The organism is Enterobacter cloacae complex sp. S2, assembly GCF_015159675.1.
In the GTDB taxonomy this organism is placed as follows: domain Bacteria; phylum Pseudomonadota; class Gammaproteobacteria; order Enterobacterales; family Enterobacteriaceae; genus Enterobacter; species Enterobacter intestinihominis.
Genome location: NZ_JADDTS010000041.1, coordinates 24,838 through 44,120 on the forward strand (window position 1 = coordinate 24,838; position 19,283 = coordinate 44,120).

Genomic DNA, 19,283 nt, shown 5'->3' on the forward strand with positions numbered 1-19,283 from the left:
TCCATGAAAAACATGAAACTGGAGTGGAAAAGAGGTGACTGGGCAGCTTATTTCGGGTTGATGACCAACAACCTGACCAATTTGCTGACCATGATGGGGTTGCTCATTTTTGTCGTCGGCATCCCGAAGGAGATTGTTTATGGACGCATCGCGCCAGCCTTCGGGCTGGCGGTGCTGGTGGCGAGTCTTTGCTATACGTGGTTTGGCCTGCAAATGGCGCGCGCCACCGGACGAACGGACGTCACCGCGCTGCCGTCCGGCCCGAGCGCGCCGTCGATTTTTACCGTGACCTTCCTGGTCTTAATGCCGGTTTACCAGCAAACCGGCGATGCGGATTTCGCGATTCAGATTGGCCTGGTGTGGTGCTTTGTGGAAGCGATGATCCTCGCGGGCGGTTCCTTCCTGGGGGAAAGCATCCGCAAGATGATCCCGCGTACCGTGCTGCTGTCGTGCCTGTCCGGTCTTGGCCTGCTCCTGCTGGCGATGAACCCGATGTTGCAGGCGTTCGAAGCGCCGACCGTGTCGTTTATCGTCCTGCTGCTGATCTTCATTAACTGGTTCGGTAAAAAGCCGATTTTCGCCCGCATCCCGACCGGCCTGCTGCTGTTGATTGCCGGTACTCTGCTTGCGTGGATCTCCGGCCTGCAAAGCCCGGATGCCATTAAAGCGTCCATGTCATCCTTCGGCTTTAACCCGCCGGAAGTGCATGTGGACAGCTTTATGCAGGGGCTGCCGCACGCACTGCCGTATCTGGCGTCCGCCGTACCGCTGGGGCTGGCGAACTACATCTTTGACCTGGAGAACATCGAAAGCGCCCATGCGGCGGGGGATGAATACCCGACCCGCAAGGTAATGCTGGCGAACGGTCTGGCCTCCATGCTCGGCTGCCTGATGGGCAATCCGTTCCCGGTCACGGTCTACGTCGGCCATCCTGGCTGGAAAGCGATGGGCGCCAGCATCGGCTACACCCTGGCGTCCGGCGTGACCATGTTCATCGTGCCGCTGTTCGGACTGGGGGCCTTTATGCTCGCCATCATACCGATGACCGCCATCGTGCCGATTCTGGTGTTTATCGGCGTCGTCACCGCCAACCAGGTGGTGAGGGAAACCCCGAAAGTGGAGGTGCCCGTCATCTTCATCTGCCTGTTCCCGTGGATTGCCAACTGGGCGCTGACCATGATGAACAGCGTGATGAGCGCGGCGGGGACCAGCGCGGCGAAAATTGGCACCGACGTGCTGCACAGCAAGGGGATCTACTACGAAGGCCTGATGCATCTCGGCAACGGCGCGCCGCTCGCCAGCATGCTCTGGGGCTGTATCGCCATCTTCGCCATCATCAACAAACCGCTGCGCGGGGCCGTCGCGGCGGCCGGTGGCGCGCTGCTGGCGCTGTTTGGCGTGATCCACGCGCCGGTGGTGGGCTTTGCCGAGGGCAGTTCCCTGATGTTCGTCACGGCCTACCTGATGATGGGCGGGATGTTTGTGGTGAAGCATGTTCTCGATATCTCTGTTAATCCCCCTCTCCCAGTGGGAGAGGGCCAGGGTGAGGGTGCCAGAACGCACCTTCTAAAGGAAACAAAATGAAAGAGCTTATGGTCGTTGCCATCGGCGGCAACAGCATTATCAAAGACAACGCCAGCCAGTCGATTGAGCATCAGGCGCAGGCGGTCAAAGCGGTGGCTGAGTCGGTGCTCGAAATGCTGGCCTCGGACTATGACATCGTGCTCACCCACGGCAATGGCCCGCAGGTGGGGCTGGATCTGCGCCGCGCCGAGATCGCCCACGAGCGGGAAGGGCTGCCGCTGACCCCGCTGGCAAACTGCGTGGCGGATACCCAGGGCGGCATCGGCTACCTGATCCAGCAGGCGCTCAACAACCGCCTGGCGGCGCGCGGGGAACAAAAAGCGGTCACGGTCGTCACGCAGGTGGAGGTGGATAAAAATGATCCTGGCTTTATGCACCCGACGAAACCCATCGGCGCGTTCTTCAGCGAGGCGCAGCGCGACGAACTGCAACTTGCGCACCTGGACTGGCATTTTGTCGAGGATTCAGGCCGGGGCTATCGCCGCGTGGTAGCTTCACCGCAGCCGCGGCGCATTGTCGAGGCGGATGCCATCAAGGCGCTGACGCAGAAAGGATTTGTGGTGATCGGCGCAGGCGGCGGAGGCATTCCTGTGGTGCGCAGTGACCAGGGCGATTATCAGAGCGTGGACGCGGTGATAGATAAAGATCTCTCCACCGCGCTGCTGGCGCGCGAGATCGGCGCCGACGTGCTGGTGATCACCACCGGCGTGGAGAAAGTGTGCGTGAACTTCGGCAAGCCGAACCAGCAGGCGCTGGATACCGTCAACGTGGCGCAGATGACGCGCTACAGGGATGAAGGCCACTTCCCGGCGGGCAGCATGTTGCCAAAAATCGTCGCTTCGCTGGAATTTTTACGCCATGGCGGCAGGCGCGTGATCATCACCTCGCCGGACTGCCTGCCCGCAGCGCTGCGCGGTGAAACGGGTACCCACATTGTTAACGAAGGAAGATAAGATGAGTGAGAATAAAAGCCGCCGCGAGTTTATTAGCCAGAGCGGTAAAATGGTTACCGCCTGCGCGCTTTTTGGCGCCACGGGTTCCGTCGCGTATGCTGCCGATTCTGCTAAGGCAACCTGCGAGACGGGTAAACCGATGAACATCACCGCAAAACATTACTATCTCGACAACGTGCTGCTGGAAGCCGGGTTTAACTTCGACGGCAGCGTGGTGACAAGTACCCGCACCGAGCTGAAAACGCTTGAGATAAAAGACGGGAAAATCGTCGCCCTGCGCGATAACAACAGCCACGCCGATGCGGCCCTGCCGCACTTCGATGCGGGCAAAAAGCTGATGCTCCCGGCGATGCGCGACATGCACATCCATCTGGACAAAACCTTCTATGGCGGCCCGTGGCGCTCCCTGAACCGTCCGGCGGGTACCACTATTCAGGACATGATCCGCCTGGAGCAGAAGCTGCTGCCGGAATTACAGCCTTACACGCAAGAACGCGCCGAAAAGCTGATCGACCTGATCCAGTCCAAAGGGTCCACCATCGCCCGCAGCCACTGCAACATAGAGCCGGTTTCCGGCCTGAAAAACCTGGAAAATTTGCAGGCGGTACTGGCGCGCCGTAAGCCAGGTTTTGACTGTGAAATCGTTGCCTTCCCGCAGCACGGTCTGCTGCTCTCCAACTCTGAAAAGCTGATGCGCGAGGCGATGCAGGCCGGAGCGCACTACGTGGGCGGGCTGGACCCAACCAGTGTCGACGGCGCGATGGAGAAATCCCTCGACACCATGTTCCAGATTGCGCTGGATTATGACAAAGGGGTGGATATCCATCTGCACGAAACCAGCCCGGCGGGCGTGGCGGCGGTGAACTACATGGTAGAAACCGTGGAGAAAACGCCGGAGCTGAAGGGGAAGCTGACCATCAGCCACGCCTTCGCGCTGGCGACGCTTAACGAACAGCAGGTGGATGAGATCGCCACCCGCATGGCGGCGCAGCAGGTGACCATCGCCTCGACCGTGCCGATTGGCACCCTGCACATGCCGCTGAAGCAGCTGCGTGATAAAGGCGTGTTTGTCATGACCGGTACCGACAGCGTGATTGACCACTGGTCCCCGTACGGTCTGGGGGACATGCTGGAGAAAGCCAACCTCTACGCCCAGCTCTATATTCGCCCGAACGAACAGACGCTTTCGCGGGCGCTGGGCATCGCCACCGGCGACGTGCTGCCGCTGAACGACAAAGGTGAGCGCGTGTGGCCTAAAGCGCAGGACGACGCCAGCTTCGTGCTGGTGGATGCCTCCTGTTCCGCCGAGGCGGTGGCGCGCATTTCTCCGCGCACCGCGACGTTCCACAAGGGGAATCTGGTCTGGGGCACGGTCGCCTGACGCCACGTTGGGGTATCGCTACAGGTGATACCCCGACAATCGCAACTCACGGTCAATCCACTCGACGAACTGCTGGATCTTCCACGCGCGTTCGTTCATGTGCGGCATCACCAGATGGTGCGCGTTGATGGCGATACCCATTTCATCAGGCAGCACCTGCACCAGCGAGCCATCCTTCAGGTGATCGGTAGCCATCATTTTGCTCTCCAGAATAAACCCAAGCCCCATGCGCGCCGCTTCAAAGCTCATGTAGGAGCGGTCGAAGCTGAGGCTGAAATTAAGCCAGGGCCTGTCGATATTGTGCCAGGCGAACCATTTCTCCCAGTTCACCAGAGTGCTGGTGGACGAGATAAGCGATTGTTGCAGCAGATCGGCGGGCGTGCTGATGGGATGCTCTTCTGCATAGTCCGGCGAGGCCAATACCACCAGCGTGTCGTTTTTAATGGTCATCACCCGGTAGGCGTCCCAGTCCGGAATACCGTGACGGATATCAATGTCGATATTATCTCTGGCGAACTGTAGGTTCTCATAGGAGCAGGTGAGATTGATGGTGATATCAGGATATTCGGCGCGGAATCTGCCCAGACGGCGCAACAGCCAGGACAGCCCGAAGGTGGGGGAAGAGTGCACGCGAAGCACAGCATTGTCTTTTTCTTTCACGATTTGATCGGTGGCGCGCCCGATGGCGCTCATCGCCGCCGAGACCTCCCGCAGATATTTTTCTCCCGTCGGGGTGAGTTGAACCCCTTTGCCGCTGCGGATAAATAATTTCTTGCCCAGCCACGATTCCAGCGACGCGATTTGGTGGCTTACCGCCGAAGGCGTGACGTTGAGCTGTTCCGCCGCCTGATGGATGCTCAGGGCGTTAGCAACGGCGATAAACGCCTGCAAATTTCTGAGCGAGGGCAGCGATAACGTCTGGCGATCCTGCGCGGACATGGCCTACTCCTTACACGATAATTGATAAAAAACATAACATTGAGACTGCGAGCGGGCAATTTTATCCCGATGTTATTTTTTTGAGCTGTATCGCGAATCAAATTTATCTCAGCAATAAATGAGCTTTATTGAATGGCGTTTCATGGGTGAGCCGATATATTGACGTTGAACGCAATAATAAAACGACTCACGGTGTTCGAATAATGAGGTAAGTTATGTCTCGTATAGAACAAGCTGTCCCCTACATAAAGACTAAAAAAACCAATTACCGTTTCGTTGTGCTGGCATTAATTTTTATTGTTTATGCCATTAACTATGCTGACCGAACAAATATTGGTGCAGTACTGCCGTTTATCATTGACGAATTTCATATCAATAATTTCGAAGCCGGTGCCATCGCCAGCATGTTTTTTTTGGGATACGCCCTGAGCCAAATTCCTGCGGGCTTTTTTATTGCCAAAAAGGGAATTCGCGGCATGGTGGCACTGTCGATATTCGGCTTCTCTGCCTTTACCTGGCTGATGGGCACCGCAACCTCGGTTCTGGGCCTGAAGTGTATCCGCCTGGGGCTGGGGTTAACAGAGGGGCTGTGCCCGGTCGGGCTGGCCTCCACCATCAATAACTGGTTTCCGCCAAAGGAGAAGGCCACTGCCACGGGCGTCTACATCGCCGCCACCATGTTCGCGCCCATCCTCGTGCCGCCGCTGGCAGTGTGGATCGCCATGACCTGGGGCTGGCGCTGGGTCTTCTTCTCCTTTGCGATCCCCGGTCTGGTCATTGCCGTCCTGTGGTATCTGCTGGTACGCACCAGGCCGTCCGAGAGCGCATTCGTCTCGAAAGCGGAGCTGGAGACCATTACCGCCGGTCAGGAGACCCCGGACGCCAGACGGGAAAATATCGTGATTTCACCAGGCTTTGCACGCCTCGATCGGCTGATCCGCGTGCGGGAATTAGCCCCGGTAAGCACGGTGAAAGGGCTGTTTACCTCGAAGAATATTCTCGGCGACTGCCTGGCCTATTTTATGATGGTCAGCGTGCTGTACGGACTGTTGACGTGGATCCCGCTCTATCTGGTGAAAGAGAAAGGCTTTACGTTTATGAGCATGGGGCTGGTCGCCAGCATGCCGTGCATCGGTGGATTTATCGGTGCGATTTTTGGCGGCTACGTCTCCGACAAACTGCTCGGCCGCCGACGTAAACCGACCATGATGTTTACCGCCATCAGCACCGTTTTAATGATGGTTATTATGCTGAATATTCCGCAAAGCACCGTCGCGGTTTGCGTCGGGTTATTTTTTGTCGGCCTCTGTCTGAATATCGGCTGGCCCGCTTTTACGGCTTATGGAATGGCTGTTGCGGACAGTAAAACCTATCCGATTGCCGCGTCCATTATCAATAGCGGCGGTAATCTCGGCGGATTTGTTTCCCCGATGCTGGCAGGTTATCTGCTGGATAAAACAGGTAGTTTTAATTCCGTGTTTATTTATTTCGGTATTTGCGCAGCCATTGGCTTAATTATGATTATGCTGCTGGAAGAACCGAAATAAAACATTAAATCTCTCTTGTCCGAATGGAGTAAATGTATGCTACTGAAAAATAAAGTCGCCGTTATTACCGGCGCGGCTTCCGTACGCGGTTTGGGTTTCGCTACGGCGAAATTATATGCTGAACAGGGTGCGAAAGTGGTGATTATCGATTTAAACGCTGAAGCCAGCCGGGCTGCCGCCGCGAGCCTGGGCGACGAACATCTGGGCCTTGCGGCGAACGTCAGCAATGAATTACAGGTTAATGCCGCCATTGAGCAGGTGCTGGGGAAATACGGGCGCATCGATATTCTGGTGAATAACGCCGGCATAACTCAGCCGATCAAGCTGATGGATATCAAACGCGAAAATTACGATGCGGTGCTTGACGTCAGCCTGCGCGGCACGCTGCTAATGTCCCAGGCGGTTATTCCCACTATGCGCGCGCAAAAGTCGGGCAGCATCGTCTGCATTTCATCGGTATCGGCCCAGCGCGGCGGCGGCATCTTTGGCGGCCCACACTACAGCGCTGCAAAAGCGGGTGTGCTGGGGCTGGCAAAAGCCATGGCGCGTGAGCTGGGGCCCGACAATGTGCGCGTAAACTGCATCACGCCGGGTCTTATCCAGACGGACATTACCGCAGGCAAGCTGAGCGATGAGATGAAAACGTCCATTCTGGCGGGCATTCCGCTTAACCGCCTCGGAGACGCGCAGGATATTGCCCGCGCCGCGCTGTTCCTCGGCAGCGACCTCTCTTCTTACTCCACCGGTATCACGCTCGACGTGAACGGTGGGATGCTGATCCATTAAGGAGATACGACGATGACGGATACCACAGTTCAACAGGTTGCCGCCGCGGCCTGGCGCATTCGCCGCTACGCGCTGCGCATGGGCGAAGTGCAGGGGCAGGGCTACATCGGGCAGGCGCTGGGCTATGCCGATGTGCTGGCCACCGCGTTTGCCCACGGGATGAACCTTAAGCCGGGCGAGCCGGAGTGGGAGGGGCGTGACCGTTTTTTGCTCTCTCACGGCCACTACGCCATTGCCTGTTACGCCGCCCTGATTGAAGCGGGGATCGTTCCTGAAGAGGAGCTGGAGACCTACGGCGCGGACGACAGCCGCCTGCCGATGTCCGGCATGGCAACCTACACGCCGGGCATGGAGATCTCCGGCGGTTCGCTGGGGCAGGGCTTAAGCATTGGCGTTGGCATGGCGCTGGGGCTGAAGCGCAAGCAGAGCGCGGCATGGGTCGTTAACTCCATGTCGGACGGCGAGCTGGACGAAGGGTCAACCTGGGAAGCTGCGATGTCGGCGGCACATCACGGCCTGTCGAACCTGATCGTGCTGGTGGACATTAACCGCCAGCAGGCGGATGGCAACTCGCACGCGATCCTCGGCTTTGAGCCGCTGGAAGATAAATGGACCTCCTTCGGCTGGTACGTGCAGCGCGTCAACGGCAACGATGTCCCTTCACTGGTAACGGCGTTTGATAACGCCAAACGCTACCCGGAAAACCAGCCGCGCGTCATTTTGTGCGACACGCTGATGGGCAAGGGCGTGCCGTTCCTCGAAAAGCGTGACAAGAACCATTTTATTCGCGTGGATGCTGACGAGTGGCAAAAGGCACTCGCTGTGCTGGATGCCAACAAACCTGAAGGAGTGCTGTAATGAGCCAGACCACGGAGAAAAAACCGCGTTTAACCACGTCGGCGATGATTGCCTCTATCGCGGAAGAGGGCCAGGAGACGCGAGCCGCACCGTTCGGCCAAGCGCTGGTGAAGCTGGCGGAACAGCGACCGGAGGTCGTAGGCATGACTGCGGATCTGTCGAAGTACACCGATCTGCATATTTTCGCTCAGGCCTACCCGGAACGCTTCTTTCAGATGGGCATGGCCGAGCAGTTGTTAATGGGGGCCGCGGGCGGCATGGCGAAAGAGGGTTTTATTCCTTTCGCCACCACCTATGCCGTCTTCGCCACCCGCCGCGCCTACGATTTTATCCATCAGGTGATTGCTGAAGAGCACCTGAACGTGAAGATCTGCGCGGCGCTGCCGGGGCTAACCACCGGTTACGGGCCGAGCCACCAGGCGACGGAAGATATTGCGATTATGCGCGGTATTCCGGGCATGACGATTATCGATCCCTGTGACGCAATCGACACCGAACAGGCGGTGCCGGCGATGGCAGCGCACGATGGCCCTGTCTATATGCGCCTGCTGCGCGGCAAGGTGCCGGTGGTGCTGGACCAGTACAACTACCAGTTTAAGATTGGCAAAGCTGCGCTGCTGGAAGAGGGGAACGATGTCCTGATCGTCGCCTCAGGCCTGATGACCATGCGTGCGCTGGAGGCGGCGAAGCAGCTGCGTAAGGATAACGTCAGCGTGGCGGTGCTGCACTCGCCCACCATTAAGCCGCTGGACGAAGAGACGATCCTGGCGCAGGCGGCGAAGCCGGGACGGCTGGTCATCGTGGCGGAAAACCACAGCAACGTAGGCGGGTTGTGCGAAGCCGTCGCGTCGCTGTTGATGCGCAACCGCGTGAACGTGGATTTCGATACCGTCGCGCTGCCGGACGCGTTCCTTGATGCGGGCGCGTTGCCCACCCTCCATGACCGCTACGGGATCTCAACCACAGCCATGGTGGAGAAAATCCGGCGCAGGCTGTGATTTATAAGACGGATACGTTGTCAACGGGCGAGGGGTGCTTTACCCTCGCCACTGTTGCGATAAAGGAGTCCGTTATGGCACAAAACATCTACGACAATCCGGCGTTTTTCGAAGGCTACGCCCAGCTTCCGCGCTCCGTGCAGGGGCTGGACGGCGCGCCGGAGTGGCCTGCGCTTAAGGCGATGCTGCCGGATTTAACCGGCACATCAGTTATCGATCTTGGGTGCGGCTACGGCTGGTTCTGCCGCGTGGCGCGCGAGCTGGGCGCTTGCGACGTCACGGGCGTCGATATCTCTGAAAAGATGCTCGCCCGCGCGGCAGAACTGACGGATGACACGCAGATCCACTATCAGCGTAGCGATCTGGAATCTCTTCAGCTTCGCGAAAACAGTCTCGATCTGGTCTACAGCTCGCTGGCGCTGCACTATCTGCCGGAACTGGACGCGTTATTCGCCAGGGTGCAGCGTGCGCTTAAACCCGGCGGCAGCCTGGTTTTCTCGATGGAGCACCCGATTTATACCTGCGCCACCCGTCAGGGCTGGCTCACCGACGACAACGGTGAGCGGTTCTGGGGCGTGAACCATTATCAGGACGAAGGCAAGCGCGTCAGCAACTGGCTGGCAGAGGGGGTAATCAAATACCACCGCACGCTGGGTACCACGCTTAACGCGCTGATCAAGGTCGGATTGACGATAAGTGAAGTCAATGAGTGGGGACCAACGCAGGCGCAGGTTGACGCCTGGCCCGCGCTGGCCGAAGAGGCGGAACGCCCGATGCTGGTGCTGATCGCCGCCCGTAAGGCTCAGTAACCCACTTTATATACCCGCCCGCTCTGCACCCCTTCCACGCTGCGGCGGTAGGCCTGCGCAACGGTCGCAGCGGGAACGCTTTCAAAGCCCGGGAAGAAGCCATCATATGCTTCGACGGATTCCGTCAGCACCGTCGGGCTGATCAGGTTAATGCGGATCCCGCGCGGCAGTTCACAGGCCGCGGCGCGCACAAACCCCTCCAGCGCCGCGTTTACGGTGGTGGCATTGACGCCCTGAGCAATCGGTTCGTGCGCCACAATCCCGCTTATCAGCGTGATCGAGCCGCCTTCGTTCAGGAAGTGCTGGCCGGTCAGCGCCAGACGAACCTGCCCCAGTAGCTTATCCTGCAAGCCCCGGTTGAACTCGCCGTCGGTCATGGTTGCGAGCGGGCCGAAGTGTACCCCACCGCTAGCGGAGACAATCGCATCCACCGGGCCGATCTTTTCGAACAGCGCCTGTACGCTCGCCTGCGAGGTGATATCCACCTGATGCTCGCCCTGCGTGCGACCCACGCGGATCGTCTCGTGGCGTTGGCTTAACTCTTCTGTGACTGCACGACCGACCGTACCGCTGGCACCAATAATGACGATTTTCATAGCAGACTCCTTATGTTGTGAGTCTTCATTCTTTAATAAATAAAAACTCAGATAAACTGGGCTAACGTTAGAAGATTACTAACCAGAGGTTTGGAATATGGATAAGCTTCGCGGGATGGAGACGTTCATCGCGGTGGTGGAAAGCGGCAGCTTCACCGGCGCGGCGGCCCGGCTGGAGATGTCGGCGGTGATGGTCGGGAAGTATATTGCGTTGCTGGAATCGCAGCTCGGCACGCGGCTACTGGAACGCAACACCCGTCGCCAGAGCCTGACCGACGCCGGACGCGTTTATTTCGAAGAGGCCAGGCGCGTGCTGGAGCAGGTCTCGATTGCTGAAAACGCAGTTGAACGTCTGCGAGCCACGCCCGCCGGCACCCTGCGCGTGACGGGACCCACCTCGTTTGGCGGCTGTGTTATCGCGCCTCTGACGGCCACGTTTTTACAGCGCTACCCGCAAGTGCGCATCGAACTGGATCTCACCAACCGAATGGTGGATCTGGTGGAGGAAGGGGTCGATCTGGCCATTCGCATCGGGGAGATCCGAAATGAGGATCTGGTGGCGAAATACCTGTGTCCCTACAACATGACGATCTGCGCCGCGCCGGAATATCTGGCGCGTCACGGTACGCCGCAAACGCCAGCCGATCTGGTGGATCACCTGTGTCTGTCGCACACGGTATGGACGGCGCGTAACGAGTGGCGGCTGCCCGGTGTGGAAGGCGAGGTGCGCTGGAAGCGTGATGCCGTCTTACGATGCAATGACGGCTACGGCTTACGCATGGCGGCGCGAGCCGGGGCAGGACTATTGCTGCAACCGGAAGTGCTGGTGGCTGAAGAGCTGGCAAACGGCAGGCTGGTTCGGGTTCTGGAAGCGTTTACGCCCGCGCCGAGGCCGGTGCATTTATTGTGGCGCCAGGATTTGCGTCCGCTGCCTAAGCTAACGGAATTTATTGCCCATATTCTGCTAAGATTGGGCACAATATAAAAAAAGAAGGTAAGTAAAGAATGTCTGCAAACAAACTCGCCAGCAGCGCGCAGGGCCTGCAATCCTCTGCCATCCGTGAATTATTAAAACATAGCAAAATGGCAGGCGTGATTTCGCTGGGGGGCGGTATTCCAAACCCGGATCTGTTCGATCATGAAGGTTTAAAAATTGCCGCTGATGCCGTGCTGTCTCAGCATTTTGGCGAAGCGTTCCAGTACGGCCTGACGGAAGGCGTCCCGGGGCTGCGCGAAGAGATCCAACGCATCTGTGAAGGTCGCGGCATCGCCTGTAAAGCCGATGACGTGGTCATTACATCCGGCTCTCAACAGTCGCTTGACGTGCTGGCACGTGCGTTAATTAACCCGGGCGATACGGTCGTCGTTGAGCGTCCGACCTACCTCGCCGCGTTGCAGGTCTTTGGCCTGGCACAGGCGAATTTTGAATCCGTCGGCACCGACGGCGACGGCATGAAAGTGGATGAACTTGAAGCGCTGGTGGCAACCAAAACCATCAAAGCGGTTTATATCGTGCCAACCTTTGGTAACCCGGGCGGCGTGACGCTCTCCGAGGCGCGTCGTAAACAGCTGGTGGAATTATCGAAGCGCTATGACTTCGTGATTATCGAAGACGATCCGTACAGCGAAATCAACTATACCGAGGAAGCGTTCCGCCCGCTGATTGCTCATGCCAAAGATATCGGCAATGAGGATAACGTGGTGTACACCTCCACCTTCTCTAAAATCCTCGCGCCGGGCACCCGCGTGGGCTGGGTGCTGGTGCCGGAGTGGCTGAAGCGTGCGGTGGTGAACCTCAAGCAAACCACCGATCTGCACACCAGCACGCTGTCGCAGCTGATGACGTACGAATATCTGAAAACCGGTCGTCTGGCGAATCAGATTAAAATGATCCGCGAAGCCTATCGCCAGAAATACCAGACCTTTGCCAGTGAACTGGAAGCGGAGCTGGGCGATGTGATGTCGTTCCACAAGCCAAAGGGCGGCATGTTCCTGTGGGCGAAAATGAATAACGGCATCAATACGACGAAATGGCTGGAAAAAACGTTGAGCAACGGCGTCGTGTTTGTGCCGGGTGAGTTCTTCTACTGCAACGAGCCGGACCACACCACGCTGCGCATGTCTTTCGTTACCCCAACGGATGAGCAGCTTAAAGAAGCGGTTCGACGTCTGAAAATTTCCCTGTAAGCGGATGCGCATAATGGCAGATGCCGTTATGCGCTGTTCCCGTGTAGGGTAAGGTTATTGCATGGCGTGGGCGAGGGTGCGGTCAAATGCATCGCCGTCTGGCGCCTGTGTGACTTCATGGATCCGACAAATTTTCCCCTCGCGCAGCGTGGCAAACATATACACCTCTAATTCTGCCTGGCGACCATCCGGATATGTCACGGCCACTCTGTGCCGGTCTGCCACACATTCGTTATGGCAACATAACGCTTCCACGGTAAACGTAATCTCGCGGATCTGCGCACGCACATGGTTCAGGTGTTTCATAAATCCCTGATAATCAAGCATGTGACCGTCCGTAACCTGCTGGTAATCGGGCGTAAACACCTCTGCCGGATCTACATTGCCATTGAATAAGCGGGTTAACAGACAGGCCATTTGCTCGCGCTGCGCGGTGTTGTCGGGCTGGTTTATCAGGGATGTAATGATGGTCATTTTAGCTCCTCGTGATGTTGAGCCGCTATTATCCTTGACAGCATAAGGCGTAGTTTCTGTAATAAGTCGAAGAATAACGATTTTCGGTCAAATTCATGCTGACAACTGAGAGGCTTGTTCATCCCGGCGGCTATCACACCCCGTGGCACAGCCATCATGCCGGCCAGCTCTGGCGCATTGCTGCGGGGCTGCTGGTGATTGAGACGCCGCTGGGGCGTTCGGTGGTACCCGCAAAACATATCGGCTGGATCCCGCCTGGTCAGCAGCACGCTGCCTTTTCGGAAAGTGCGATTGAAGGTTGCGCTGTCTATCTTGACCCTGCCCATTGTGAAGGGCTTCCGGAAGAGGCCACGCTTTTCGAGTCGGACGATTTTACCGATGCACTGTTTTCCCGTTTAAGCGTTGCCGGGAGTGAATACGATCCCCGAAAGCTCATCCTGCTGCTGGAGGAGTTGGCTCTGGCGTCTCAGGTCCGCTTTTATCTGCCCGTACCGACCGATCCCCGGCTGAAAAATGTGGTCAGGAAACTGCTGCAATCCGTCGATGATAATCAGACGGTGGAAAGCCATGCCAGCCGTGCCGGGATGAGCGTACGTACATTCAACCGGCGGTTTAGCGCGGAGACGGGGATGAACTTCGTCAACTGGCGCCAGCTGGCGCGCGTCATGCAGGCGATGGAGTGGCTGGCGGCGGGGAAGCCGGTGGGGTGGATTGCGCTCTCGTGCGGATACAGCAGCGTCAGCGCATTTATTGAAGTTTTCAGAACGTGGACCGGTAAAACGCCGGGGCAGTGGGCGATTAAAGAAGGCCCTTTTGCGTAAAGGTAATGCGCGTGGCCTCGTTGAGATCCAGCTCTCTTAACGATTCCGGATAAACCCAGGCGATCTCCTGAAACTCGTCGTTAAACGTAACATCCCGATTGGCGCTGATGCAGTCGAAGATCAGATAAATCATATAAATTTCCTCGGTGGTACCATCGGCGTAAGTTTTGACCCTGATGTCATCGCGAAAAGCCCAGGGCTTGACGTCGATAATGTCCAGCGCGTCGCCCAGCTCCTCACGGACTTCACGGCGCAGCGCCTGTTCCATGGTTTCGCCTGGTTCCATTCCACCACCGCAGAGTGCCCACTGACCGGGGAATACACCGCGATCGTCGGCCATTTTACATAGCAGGTAGGCTCCGTCATTCTGGATGATGGGGCAGACAATGGTTCGTTGGCGCATGATTTCTTCCTGAAAAATGAATTTGGGCTACTATAGCAGATTGGTGATGGAGATCATGTTAGGTGTGTTGGATCCTCATCACTCGGAACAGCGGTGTAGGCCGGGTAAGGCGAAGCCGCCACCCGGCGTTTGACTACCGCTCCCTCAGCGCCTCCTTCGCCCGGTTAAACGGCTTAATCAGATAATCCAGCACCGTTTTCTCCCCGGTCTTAATATCCACCGTCGCAATCATCCCCGGCACAATCGAAAAGTGCCTGCCCGCCTTGTTCACCAGATAATCCTGGCTGGTGCGAATGAATACACGGTAGTAGAACACCTCCGGCTTCGCTTCGTCCTGAATGGTGTCCGGCGAAATGGTCTCCACCACTCCGTGCAGCCCGCCGTAAATCGCGTAATCGTAGGCGGTGATTTTCACCAGCGCCTCCTGATTAGGATGGATAAAGGCGATATCCCGGGGCGAGAGGCGAGTTTCAATCAGCAGGTGATCGTCCACCGGCACAATTTCCATTAACTCGCCGTTGGGCGGTATGACGCCGCCGATGGTGGTCACCTTGATGTTTTTCACGATCCCGCGCACCGGCGACTTCACCGTCAGGCGGGTAACGGAATCCTCGCGGCCTTTCAGGATCGCTGACACCATATCCACCTCGGCGTTGGCCTTCGACAGCGCTTCACGGGCCTGCACGTAATACTGGGAACGTACGTCGGTGAGCTTCAGCTCCAGGTCGCTTTTCTGCCGTTGCAGGCGTAGCACTTCCACGTGGCTGGCGGCACCGGTTTTCACCAGCCGTTGAGTGATCGCCAGTTCTTTATTGGCGAGCGCTAACGCGGAGCGGAGTTCACGCTGCGTATCCTCCAGCTGGGCGCGGCGAGAGTTGTAAAGCCGCGTTTCTGCGGCGGTCAGGTCGGTCCATTTCGCCAGGGAAGGCGGGAATTTCAGCGGGAGATCGTTCACCTCGGCGTACAGGCGCACGCTGGAGGCCAGCGACGCGCGGTAACGCGCCGCGCTTTCGCCGACGTTAGATTCCGAGCGGGTAGGATCCAGCCGCGCCAGCACCTGTCCGGCCTGCACCTGATCCCCTTCGTGTACGTTCAGCTCGGTGAGGATCCCCCCATCCAGCGACTGCAATACCTGCTCGCGTGAACTGGGGATCACTTTTCCGGTGCCGGTTGAGACTTCATCCAGCACCCCGAGCCACGCCCAGACGCCGAGCACCACAAACATCAGCAGGGAGAAGAAAACGATGCGCCGGGCACCGGTATAACCGCTCTCGGAGTCGAGCGCGTTATCCAGATCTTCTACTGCGGCAACGTCACGCTGATTGATTTTCATTATTCCACTCCCGTCCGGTTGCCTGCTGCTGTTGCTGCATACGGCTGTTGTTCAGCGCCTGCGCTTTTGGCGCGTCCATCACCAGCATGCCATCTTTGAGTACCACCACGCGCTCCACCAGCTCCAGTACCGGCACGCGGTGGGTCGCGACAACCAGCGTGCGGTTGCCGAGCCACGCCCCGAGACGTTGAATAAATTCCCGCTCGGTATGTTCATCAAGGGAGGCGGTCGGTTCATCCATCAGCACGATATTCGGGTCGCGCAGCAGCATCCGCGCCAGCAGAATAGACTGCCGCTGCCCGCCGGACAGCCCGACGCCGTTCTCCATAATCGGGTAATCCAGCCCCTTTGGCAGCTTCTGCACAAAGCTGGCCGCGCCGCACATCTCCAGCACCTCGAAGATCTCTTCATCGGTGGCGCGCGGCATGCCGAGCGTGATGTTCTCGCGCAGGGTGCCGTAAAACAGCCGGGCGTTTTGGGTCATAAAGCCGACGTTTCTCCGCACGTCAGCCACGTCCAGATGCGGCAGGCTGAGGTTGTCGAGCCGCAGTTCACCGCCCGCCAGATCCATCCCGCCCGCCATCGCCTGCAACAGGGTTGATTTGCCCGCGCCGTTGCGCCCGAGGATCGCCACTTTTTCGCCCGCTTTGATCTCCAGGCGGTTAATGCGCAGCGCCATGCGGGGATCTTCCGGGTGATAGCGGAACTGCGCCTGCTCGAAAAGATAGTGGCCGCGCAGCACGTCCTGGCGGATCGGCGTCTCTTCGCGCTGGTTCTCGGTCGGCAGCTGCATAATGCTGTCCAGCCCCTCTTTGGCCGCCTTCACCTGCTGCCAGCGGGCCAGCACGCCGCACAGCGTCGCCATCGGGGCGATCATCCGTGAGGCGAGCATCGAGGCGGCCACCACCGAACCGGTGGTTAAGGTGCCGTCGATCACCATCGGCGCGCCCACCACGATCACCCCGGCATAGACCAGGCTCTGAATGGTCATCCCCCAGCTGATCAGGTTCTGCGTCAGTTCGCGGGTGCGCAGGCCGGATTCGGCGGTGATCTGGATATAGCTGTTCCACTGCTGCAAAAAGCGGTTCTCCGCCTGCATCAGCTTGATGTCCTCCAGCCCCTGCACGCTCTCCACCAGCACCGCGTTGCGCAGGGTAGATTCATGCGCCGACTGCTTCGCCAGCTCCGCCAGCTTCTTTTGCAGCAGCAGGCCAGGCAGGACCATGATCACCGCCGCCACCGGGGCGATCCACGCCAGCTGCGGGGCGATGATCGCCAGCACAATCACAAACAGGATAAAGAACGGCAGATCGACGATGGTGGAAATGGTGGAGGAGGTGACCATCTCGCGGATCTGCTCCAGCTCGCGCAACTGGGAGATAAAGCTGCCGGTGGAGCGCGGAATGGCGCTGTGGCGAAGCCGCAGCGCGTGGCCGAAGACCCGATCCGAGACGCGCATATCCGAGCGTTTGCCCAGCAGATCCATAATGTGCCCGCGCGCCACGCGCAGCACAAAACCAAACAGCGTGGCGATCAGTACCCCAATGGTCAGTACGTAGAGCGTCGGGTAGGACTGGGCGGGGATCACCCGGTCATACACCTGCATGGAAAAGACAATGCCGGAGAGGGAGAGCACGTTGATAAACAGCGCCGCCAGCATCACCCAGCTGTAAGGGCGAAGGTCGCGCATCACCAGCCGGTAGAGCCAGTCCGGGCGGTATTTTGAGATATAGGCGTCCACGCGGCTGTCCTTCAGCGCCGCCAGCGGACGCAGGGCGATGACGTGGCGGATGGCAGGCAGCATCGCGCTCATCGACAGGCGGTTGGTGTGCGTGTTGTCGTCGAAAAAGCTGACCTCAAGCGTATCCTCGCCGTCGAAATTGTCGATCACGCCGATTTTACCGTCGTTTAGCTCTACCACCACCGGCAGACGCCAGCTGTTGATGGCGTGCTGATCGGCCGTCAGTAGCTGGAACGTCAGCCCGGCTTCACGGGCGAGCTGCGTCAGCGCGGGCACCATCGGTTTGCCTTTCAGCCACGGCGCGCCCGCGATCAGCGAGCCTGGCGAGCAGGCAACGCGATAGCGCGTCGCCACATAGCCAAACGCCTGCGCCCACTGCTCCAGCGCCTCATCCGTCATGTTTTCACCCTGCGGAATATCGCGTTGCTTCATGGCTGGATCTCCACGGTCTGGATGGTGCGGTTTTCAAGATCGAACGCCTGACGTATGCGCCCGGTTTGGTAGAGACAGTTCAGCTGAAGCTGGCGGAGCTGTCCGGCGGTTTGCTGCTGGGTAAAGCGCGCCTGATACACCTCCTGCTCGGCGTTGAGCACGTCGAGCAGCGGGCGGGAACCAAGATCGAGATACTGCTGCTGATACAGCTCGCGGGTACGGGCGCTGAGTGCTTCCTGGCGGCCCTGGATCTGAAGCGTGCTCATCAGGCTCATCACCTGGCTGCGCGCTTCCAGCAGTTTTTGCCGCACCTCAAGACGGGTGCGCTGAATGGTGGACTGGGCCGATTCCACCGCGTGTCCGGCGGCGTTACGCCGGGCGGTGAGGCCGCCGCCCTGATAGAGCGGCATCTGCACTTTTACCCACGCGGAGTACTGGGTGCGGTCCCGCGTTTCGTTGCCTGAGTAGCGGTCGTTAAGATAGTGGCGGACTTCCGGCTCCAGCGAGACGGTAGGGGTCATCTGCGCGTTGGCATAGTCGAGATTGGCCTGCGCGACGTTGGCCTGCGCCCAGGCCGCTAAAACCGAGGGCACCAGGCGATCGTCCGGCTCGGCAATATCGCAGCTGCGGGCCAGACTTTGCGGAAATTCATTGCTGACCGCGTTCAGGCCGTCCCAGCCCAGCATGCTCATCAGCGTGGCGCGTGAGCTGTCGAGGCTGGCCTGATACTGCATCAGCTGCGCTCGCGCGCCTTCGATACGGGCATCGGTCTGCACCACGTCAGAGAGCGACGTGGCGCCTTCGTCATTACGCAGCTTCGTCAGTGTGCCGATGGAGGTCAGGGCGTCCAGCTGTTCTTTAGCGGTCTCGACCATCTGCTGCCAGGTCTGCACCTGCACCATAGCGATGGCGGTATCGTGGGCGATAGTGTCGATGCTCACCAGCACGTTGGCCTGCTGCTGGGCGACGCCCGCGTTTTCGGCGCGCACCTGGCTTGCGACTTTGCCGAAGTCGTAAAGCATTTGCGAAAGAGAAAGCACCAGCGAGGGGGTAAAGCCATTATCGTCGCCGTCGTGGCTATAGCCGTTATCCATGCCGGCGTTAATTTGCGGATAATATTTCGATTTGGCGACGTCCACATTTTCGCTCTGCTGATAAAGTTTGCCGACGGCTTCACTGATGGCCGGATGCCAGGTCACGGCGCGGTTTACGGCTTCATCCAGCTGTAGCGTGCCGGGGGCGGCTTTGCTGGCTACGGGCGCCACGCGGCCATTTAAAGAGGGGAGTTCCTGCGTTTCGCTTAATTGTCCGGTATTAATCATCGCCGCAGGGTTTGCCGCGATAGCGGGCACAGATATCAGGCAGCACGAGAGCCACCAGTAAGGCATCTTCTTTCCCATGTCTTGTCCCTAATAAAAAAGTACTGCTTTTTTGTTTATGC

At 58.5% G+C, this 19,283-nt stretch carries 18 protein-coding genes; 11 read left to right on the forward strand and 7 right to left on the reverse strand.

Annotated features, from left to right (window positions below; all coding sequences use genetic code 11):
- Positions 1 to 3 precede the first annotated feature (3 nt).
- The 3 genes from IPZ49_RS18660 to IPZ49_RS18670 are packed head-to-tail and all read left to right on the forward strand — an operon-like array spanning position 4 to position 3,918.
- The gene (locus tag IPZ49_RS18660; protein ID WP_023306798.1) at positions 4 to 1,584 is read left to right on the forward strand and encodes a hypothetical protein; all 1,581 of its coding nucleotides are present in this window, start codon (positions 4 to 6) and stop codon (positions 1,582 to 1,584) included.
- On the forward strand, positions 1,581 to 2,537 hold the full coding sequence (locus IPZ49_RS18665; RefSeq protein ID WP_063146925.1) for a carbamate kinase family protein: 957 nt from the start codon (positions 1,581 to 1,583) through the stop codon (positions 2,535 to 2,537). The genes IPZ49_RS18660 and IPZ49_RS18665 overlap by 4 nt, the downstream gene beginning before the upstream one ends.
- 1 nt (position 2,538) lies before the next feature.
- Positions 2,539 to 3,918 carry an amidohydrolase family protein gene (locus tag IPZ49_RS18670; protein WP_063146926.1) on the forward strand — a complete coding sequence of 460 codons (1,380 nt, stop codon included), beginning with the start codon at positions 2,539 to 2,541 and terminating at the stop codon, positions 3,916 to 3,918.
- Between the two features lie 18 nt (positions 3,919 to 3,936).
- Here IPZ49_RS18670 and IPZ49_RS18675 read toward each other — a convergent pair whose 3' ends face one another.
- Positions 3,937 to 4,857 carry a LysR substrate-binding domain-containing protein gene (locus IPZ49_RS18675; RefSeq protein WP_023323646.1) on the reverse strand — a complete coding sequence of 307 codons (921 nt, stop codon included), beginning with the start codon at positions 4,855 to 4,857 and terminating at the stop codon, positions 3,937 to 3,939.
- 215 nt (positions 4,858 to 5,072) lie between these two features.
- Between IPZ49_RS18675 and IPZ49_RS18680 the strand changes: the two genes are divergently transcribed.
- From IPZ49_RS18680 to IPZ49_RS18700, 5 genes are all read left to right on the forward strand, one after another.
- Complete coding sequence (locus tag IPZ49_RS18680; RefSeq protein WP_193762862.1) at positions 5,073 to 6,404, forward strand: MFS transporter; 1,332 nt, start codon at positions 5,073 to 5,075, stop codon at positions 6,402 to 6,404.
- 36 nt (positions 6,405 to 6,440) lie between these two features.
- Positions 6,441 to 7,190: an SDR family NAD(P)-dependent oxidoreductase gene (locus tag IPZ49_RS18685; protein ID WP_003862216.1), complete on the forward strand. Its 750-nt coding sequence runs from the start codon at positions 6,441 to 6,443 to the stop codon at positions 7,188 to 7,190.
- A 12-nt stretch (positions 7,191 to 7,202) separates the two neighbouring features.
- A complete protein-coding gene (locus IPZ49_RS18690) occupies positions 7,203 to 8,048 on the forward strand; it encodes a transketolase (protein WP_022651707.1) in 846 nt (281 codons plus the stop codon).
- Entirely contained in the window at positions 8,048 to 9,046 is a 999-nt protein-coding gene (locus tag IPZ49_RS18695; protein ID WP_063146927.1) for a transketolase family protein, read from the forward strand. Before IPZ49_RS18690 ends, IPZ49_RS18695 begins: the two co-directional genes overlap by 1 nt.
- 74 nt (positions 9,047 to 9,120) lie before the next feature.
- Positions 9,121 to 9,855: a bifunctional 2-polyprenyl-6-hydroxyphenol methylase/3-demethylubiquinol 3-O-methyltransferase UbiG gene (locus IPZ49_RS18700; protein ID WP_063146928.1), complete on the forward strand. Its 735-nt coding sequence runs from the start codon at positions 9,121 to 9,123 to the stop codon at positions 9,853 to 9,855.
- On the opposite strand, the gene IPZ49_RS18705 is transcribed toward IPZ49_RS18700, so the two are convergent.
- Positions 9,849 to 10,451: a short chain dehydrogenase gene (locus tag IPZ49_RS18705; RefSeq protein WP_023298436.1), complete on the reverse strand. Its 603-nt coding sequence runs from the start codon at positions 10,449 to 10,451 to the stop codon at positions 9,849 to 9,851. The two genes, IPZ49_RS18700 and IPZ49_RS18705, sit on opposite strands and share 7 nt — an antisense overlap.
- Positions 10,452 to 10,548: 97 nt before the next feature.
- Between IPZ49_RS18705 and IPZ49_RS18710 the strand changes: the two genes are divergently transcribed.
- Both IPZ49_RS18710 and IPZ49_RS18715 read left to right on the forward strand, forming a co-directional pair.
- On the forward strand, positions 10,549 to 11,436 hold the full coding sequence (locus tag IPZ49_RS18710) for a LysR family transcriptional regulator (RefSeq protein WP_063146929.1): 888 nt from the start codon (positions 10,549 to 10,551) through the stop codon (positions 11,434 to 11,436).
- 20 nt (positions 11,437 to 11,456) lie between these two features.
- Positions 11,457 to 12,638: a PLP-dependent aminotransferase family protein gene (locus IPZ49_RS18715; protein ID WP_022649114.1), complete on the forward strand. Its 1,182-nt coding sequence runs from the start codon at positions 11,457 to 11,459 to the stop codon at positions 12,636 to 12,638.
- A gap of 54 nt (positions 12,639 to 12,692) precedes the next feature.
- Here IPZ49_RS18715 and IPZ49_RS18720 read toward each other — a convergent pair whose 3' ends face one another.
- A complete protein-coding gene (locus IPZ49_RS18720) occupies positions 12,693 to 13,112 on the reverse strand; it encodes a nuclear transport factor 2 family protein (RefSeq protein WP_022649113.1) in 420 nt (139 codons plus the stop codon).
- Between the two features lie 95 nt (positions 13,113 to 13,207).
- Between IPZ49_RS18720 and IPZ49_RS18725 the strand changes: the two genes are divergently transcribed.
- Complete coding sequence (locus IPZ49_RS18725) at positions 13,208 to 13,933, forward strand: AraC family transcriptional regulator (RefSeq protein ID WP_045622887.1); 726 nt, start codon at positions 13,208 to 13,210, stop codon at positions 13,931 to 13,933.
- Here IPZ49_RS18725 and nudI read toward each other — a convergent pair.
- From nudI to IPZ49_RS18745, 4 genes are all read right to left on the reverse strand, one after another.
- Positions 13,911 to 14,336, reverse strand: coding sequence for a nucleoside triphosphatase NudI (nudI, locus tag IPZ49_RS18730; RefSeq protein ID WP_023306790.1), 426 nt, complete (start codon positions 14,334 to 14,336; stop codon positions 13,911 to 13,913). The genes IPZ49_RS18725 and nudI overlap by 23 nt on opposite strands.
- Before the next feature lie 133 nt (positions 14,337 to 14,469).
- Positions 14,470 to 15,669, reverse strand: coding sequence for an HlyD family efflux transporter periplasmic adaptor subunit (locus IPZ49_RS18735; protein WP_063146930.1), 1,200 nt, complete (start codon positions 15,667 to 15,669; stop codon positions 14,470 to 14,472).
- The gene (locus IPZ49_RS18740; RefSeq protein ID WP_023306789.1) at positions 15,650 to 17,842 is read right to left on the reverse strand and encodes a type I secretion system permease/ATPase; all 2,193 of its coding nucleotides are present in this window, start codon (positions 17,840 to 17,842) and stop codon (positions 15,650 to 15,652) included. The genes IPZ49_RS18735 and IPZ49_RS18740 overlap by 20 nt, the downstream gene beginning before the upstream one ends.
- Entirely contained in the window at positions 17,839 to 19,242 is a 1,404-nt protein-coding gene (locus IPZ49_RS18745) for a TolC family outer membrane protein (RefSeq protein WP_022649108.1), read from the reverse strand. The genes IPZ49_RS18740 and IPZ49_RS18745 overlap by 4 nt, the downstream gene beginning before the upstream one ends.
- Positions 19,243 to 19,283 lie beyond the last annotated feature (41 nt).

Coding starts and splice junctions, on each gene's coding strand:
- IPZ49_RS18660 (WP_023306798.1), top strand. CDS start 4: ATGAAAAACATGAAACTGGAGTGGAAAAGAGGTGACTGGGCAGCTTAT.
- IPZ49_RS18665 (WP_063146925.1), top strand. CDS start 1,581: ATGAAAGAGCTTATGGTCGTTGCCATCGGCGGCAACAGCATTATCAAA.
- IPZ49_RS18670 (WP_063146926.1), top strand. CDS start 2,539: ATGAGTGAGAATAAAAGCCGCCGCGAGTTTATTAGCCAGAGCGGTAAA.
- IPZ49_RS18675 (WP_023323646.1), bottom strand. CDS start 4,857: ATGTCCGCGCAGGATCGCCAGACGTTATCGCTGCCCTCGCTCAGAAAT.
- IPZ49_RS18680 (WP_193762862.1), top strand. CDS start 5,073: ATGTCTCGTATAGAACAAGCTGTCCCCTACATAAAGACTAAAAAAACC.
- IPZ49_RS18685 (WP_003862216.1), top strand. CDS start 6,441: ATGCTACTGAAAAATAAAGTCGCCGTTATTACCGGCGCGGCTTCCGTA.
- IPZ49_RS18690 (WP_022651707.1), top strand. CDS start 7,203: ATGACGGATACCACAGTTCAACAGGTTGCCGCCGCGGCCTGGCGCATT.
- IPZ49_RS18695 (WP_063146927.1), top strand. CDS start 8,048: ATGAGCCAGACCACGGAGAAAAAACCGCGTTTAACCACGTCGGCGATG.
- IPZ49_RS18700 (WP_063146928.1), top strand. CDS start 9,121: ATGGCACAAAACATCTACGACAATCCGGCGTTTTTCGAAGGCTACGCC.
- IPZ49_RS18705 (WP_023298436.1), bottom strand. CDS start 10,451: ATGAAAATCGTCATTATTGGTGCCAGCGGTACGGTCGGTCGTGCAGTC.
- IPZ49_RS18710 (WP_063146929.1), top strand. CDS start 10,549: ATGGATAAGCTTCGCGGGATGGAGACGTTCATCGCGGTGGTGGAAAGC.
- IPZ49_RS18715 (WP_022649114.1), top strand. CDS start 11,457: ATGTCTGCAAACAAACTCGCCAGCAGCGCGCAGGGCCTGCAATCCTCT.
- IPZ49_RS18720 (WP_022649113.1), bottom strand. CDS start 13,112: ATGACCATCATTACATCCCTGATAAACCAGCCCGACAACACCGCGCAG.
- IPZ49_RS18725 (WP_045622887.1), top strand. CDS start 13,208: ATGCTGACAACTGAGAGGCTTGTTCATCCCGGCGGCTATCACACCCCG.
- nudI (WP_023306790.1), bottom strand. CDS start 14,336: ATGCGCCAACGAACCATTGTCTGCCCCATCATCCAGAATGACGGAGCC.
- IPZ49_RS18735 (WP_063146930.1), bottom strand. CDS start 15,669: ATGAAAATCAATCAGCGTGACGTTGCCGCAGTAGAAGATCTGGATAAC.
- IPZ49_RS18740 (WP_023306789.1), bottom strand. CDS start 17,842: ATGAAGCAACGCGATATTCCGCAGGGTGAAAACATGACGGATGAGGCG.
- IPZ49_RS18745 (WP_022649108.1), bottom strand. CDS start 19,242: ATGGGAAAGAAGATGCCTTACTGGTGGCTCTCGTGCTGCCTGATATCT.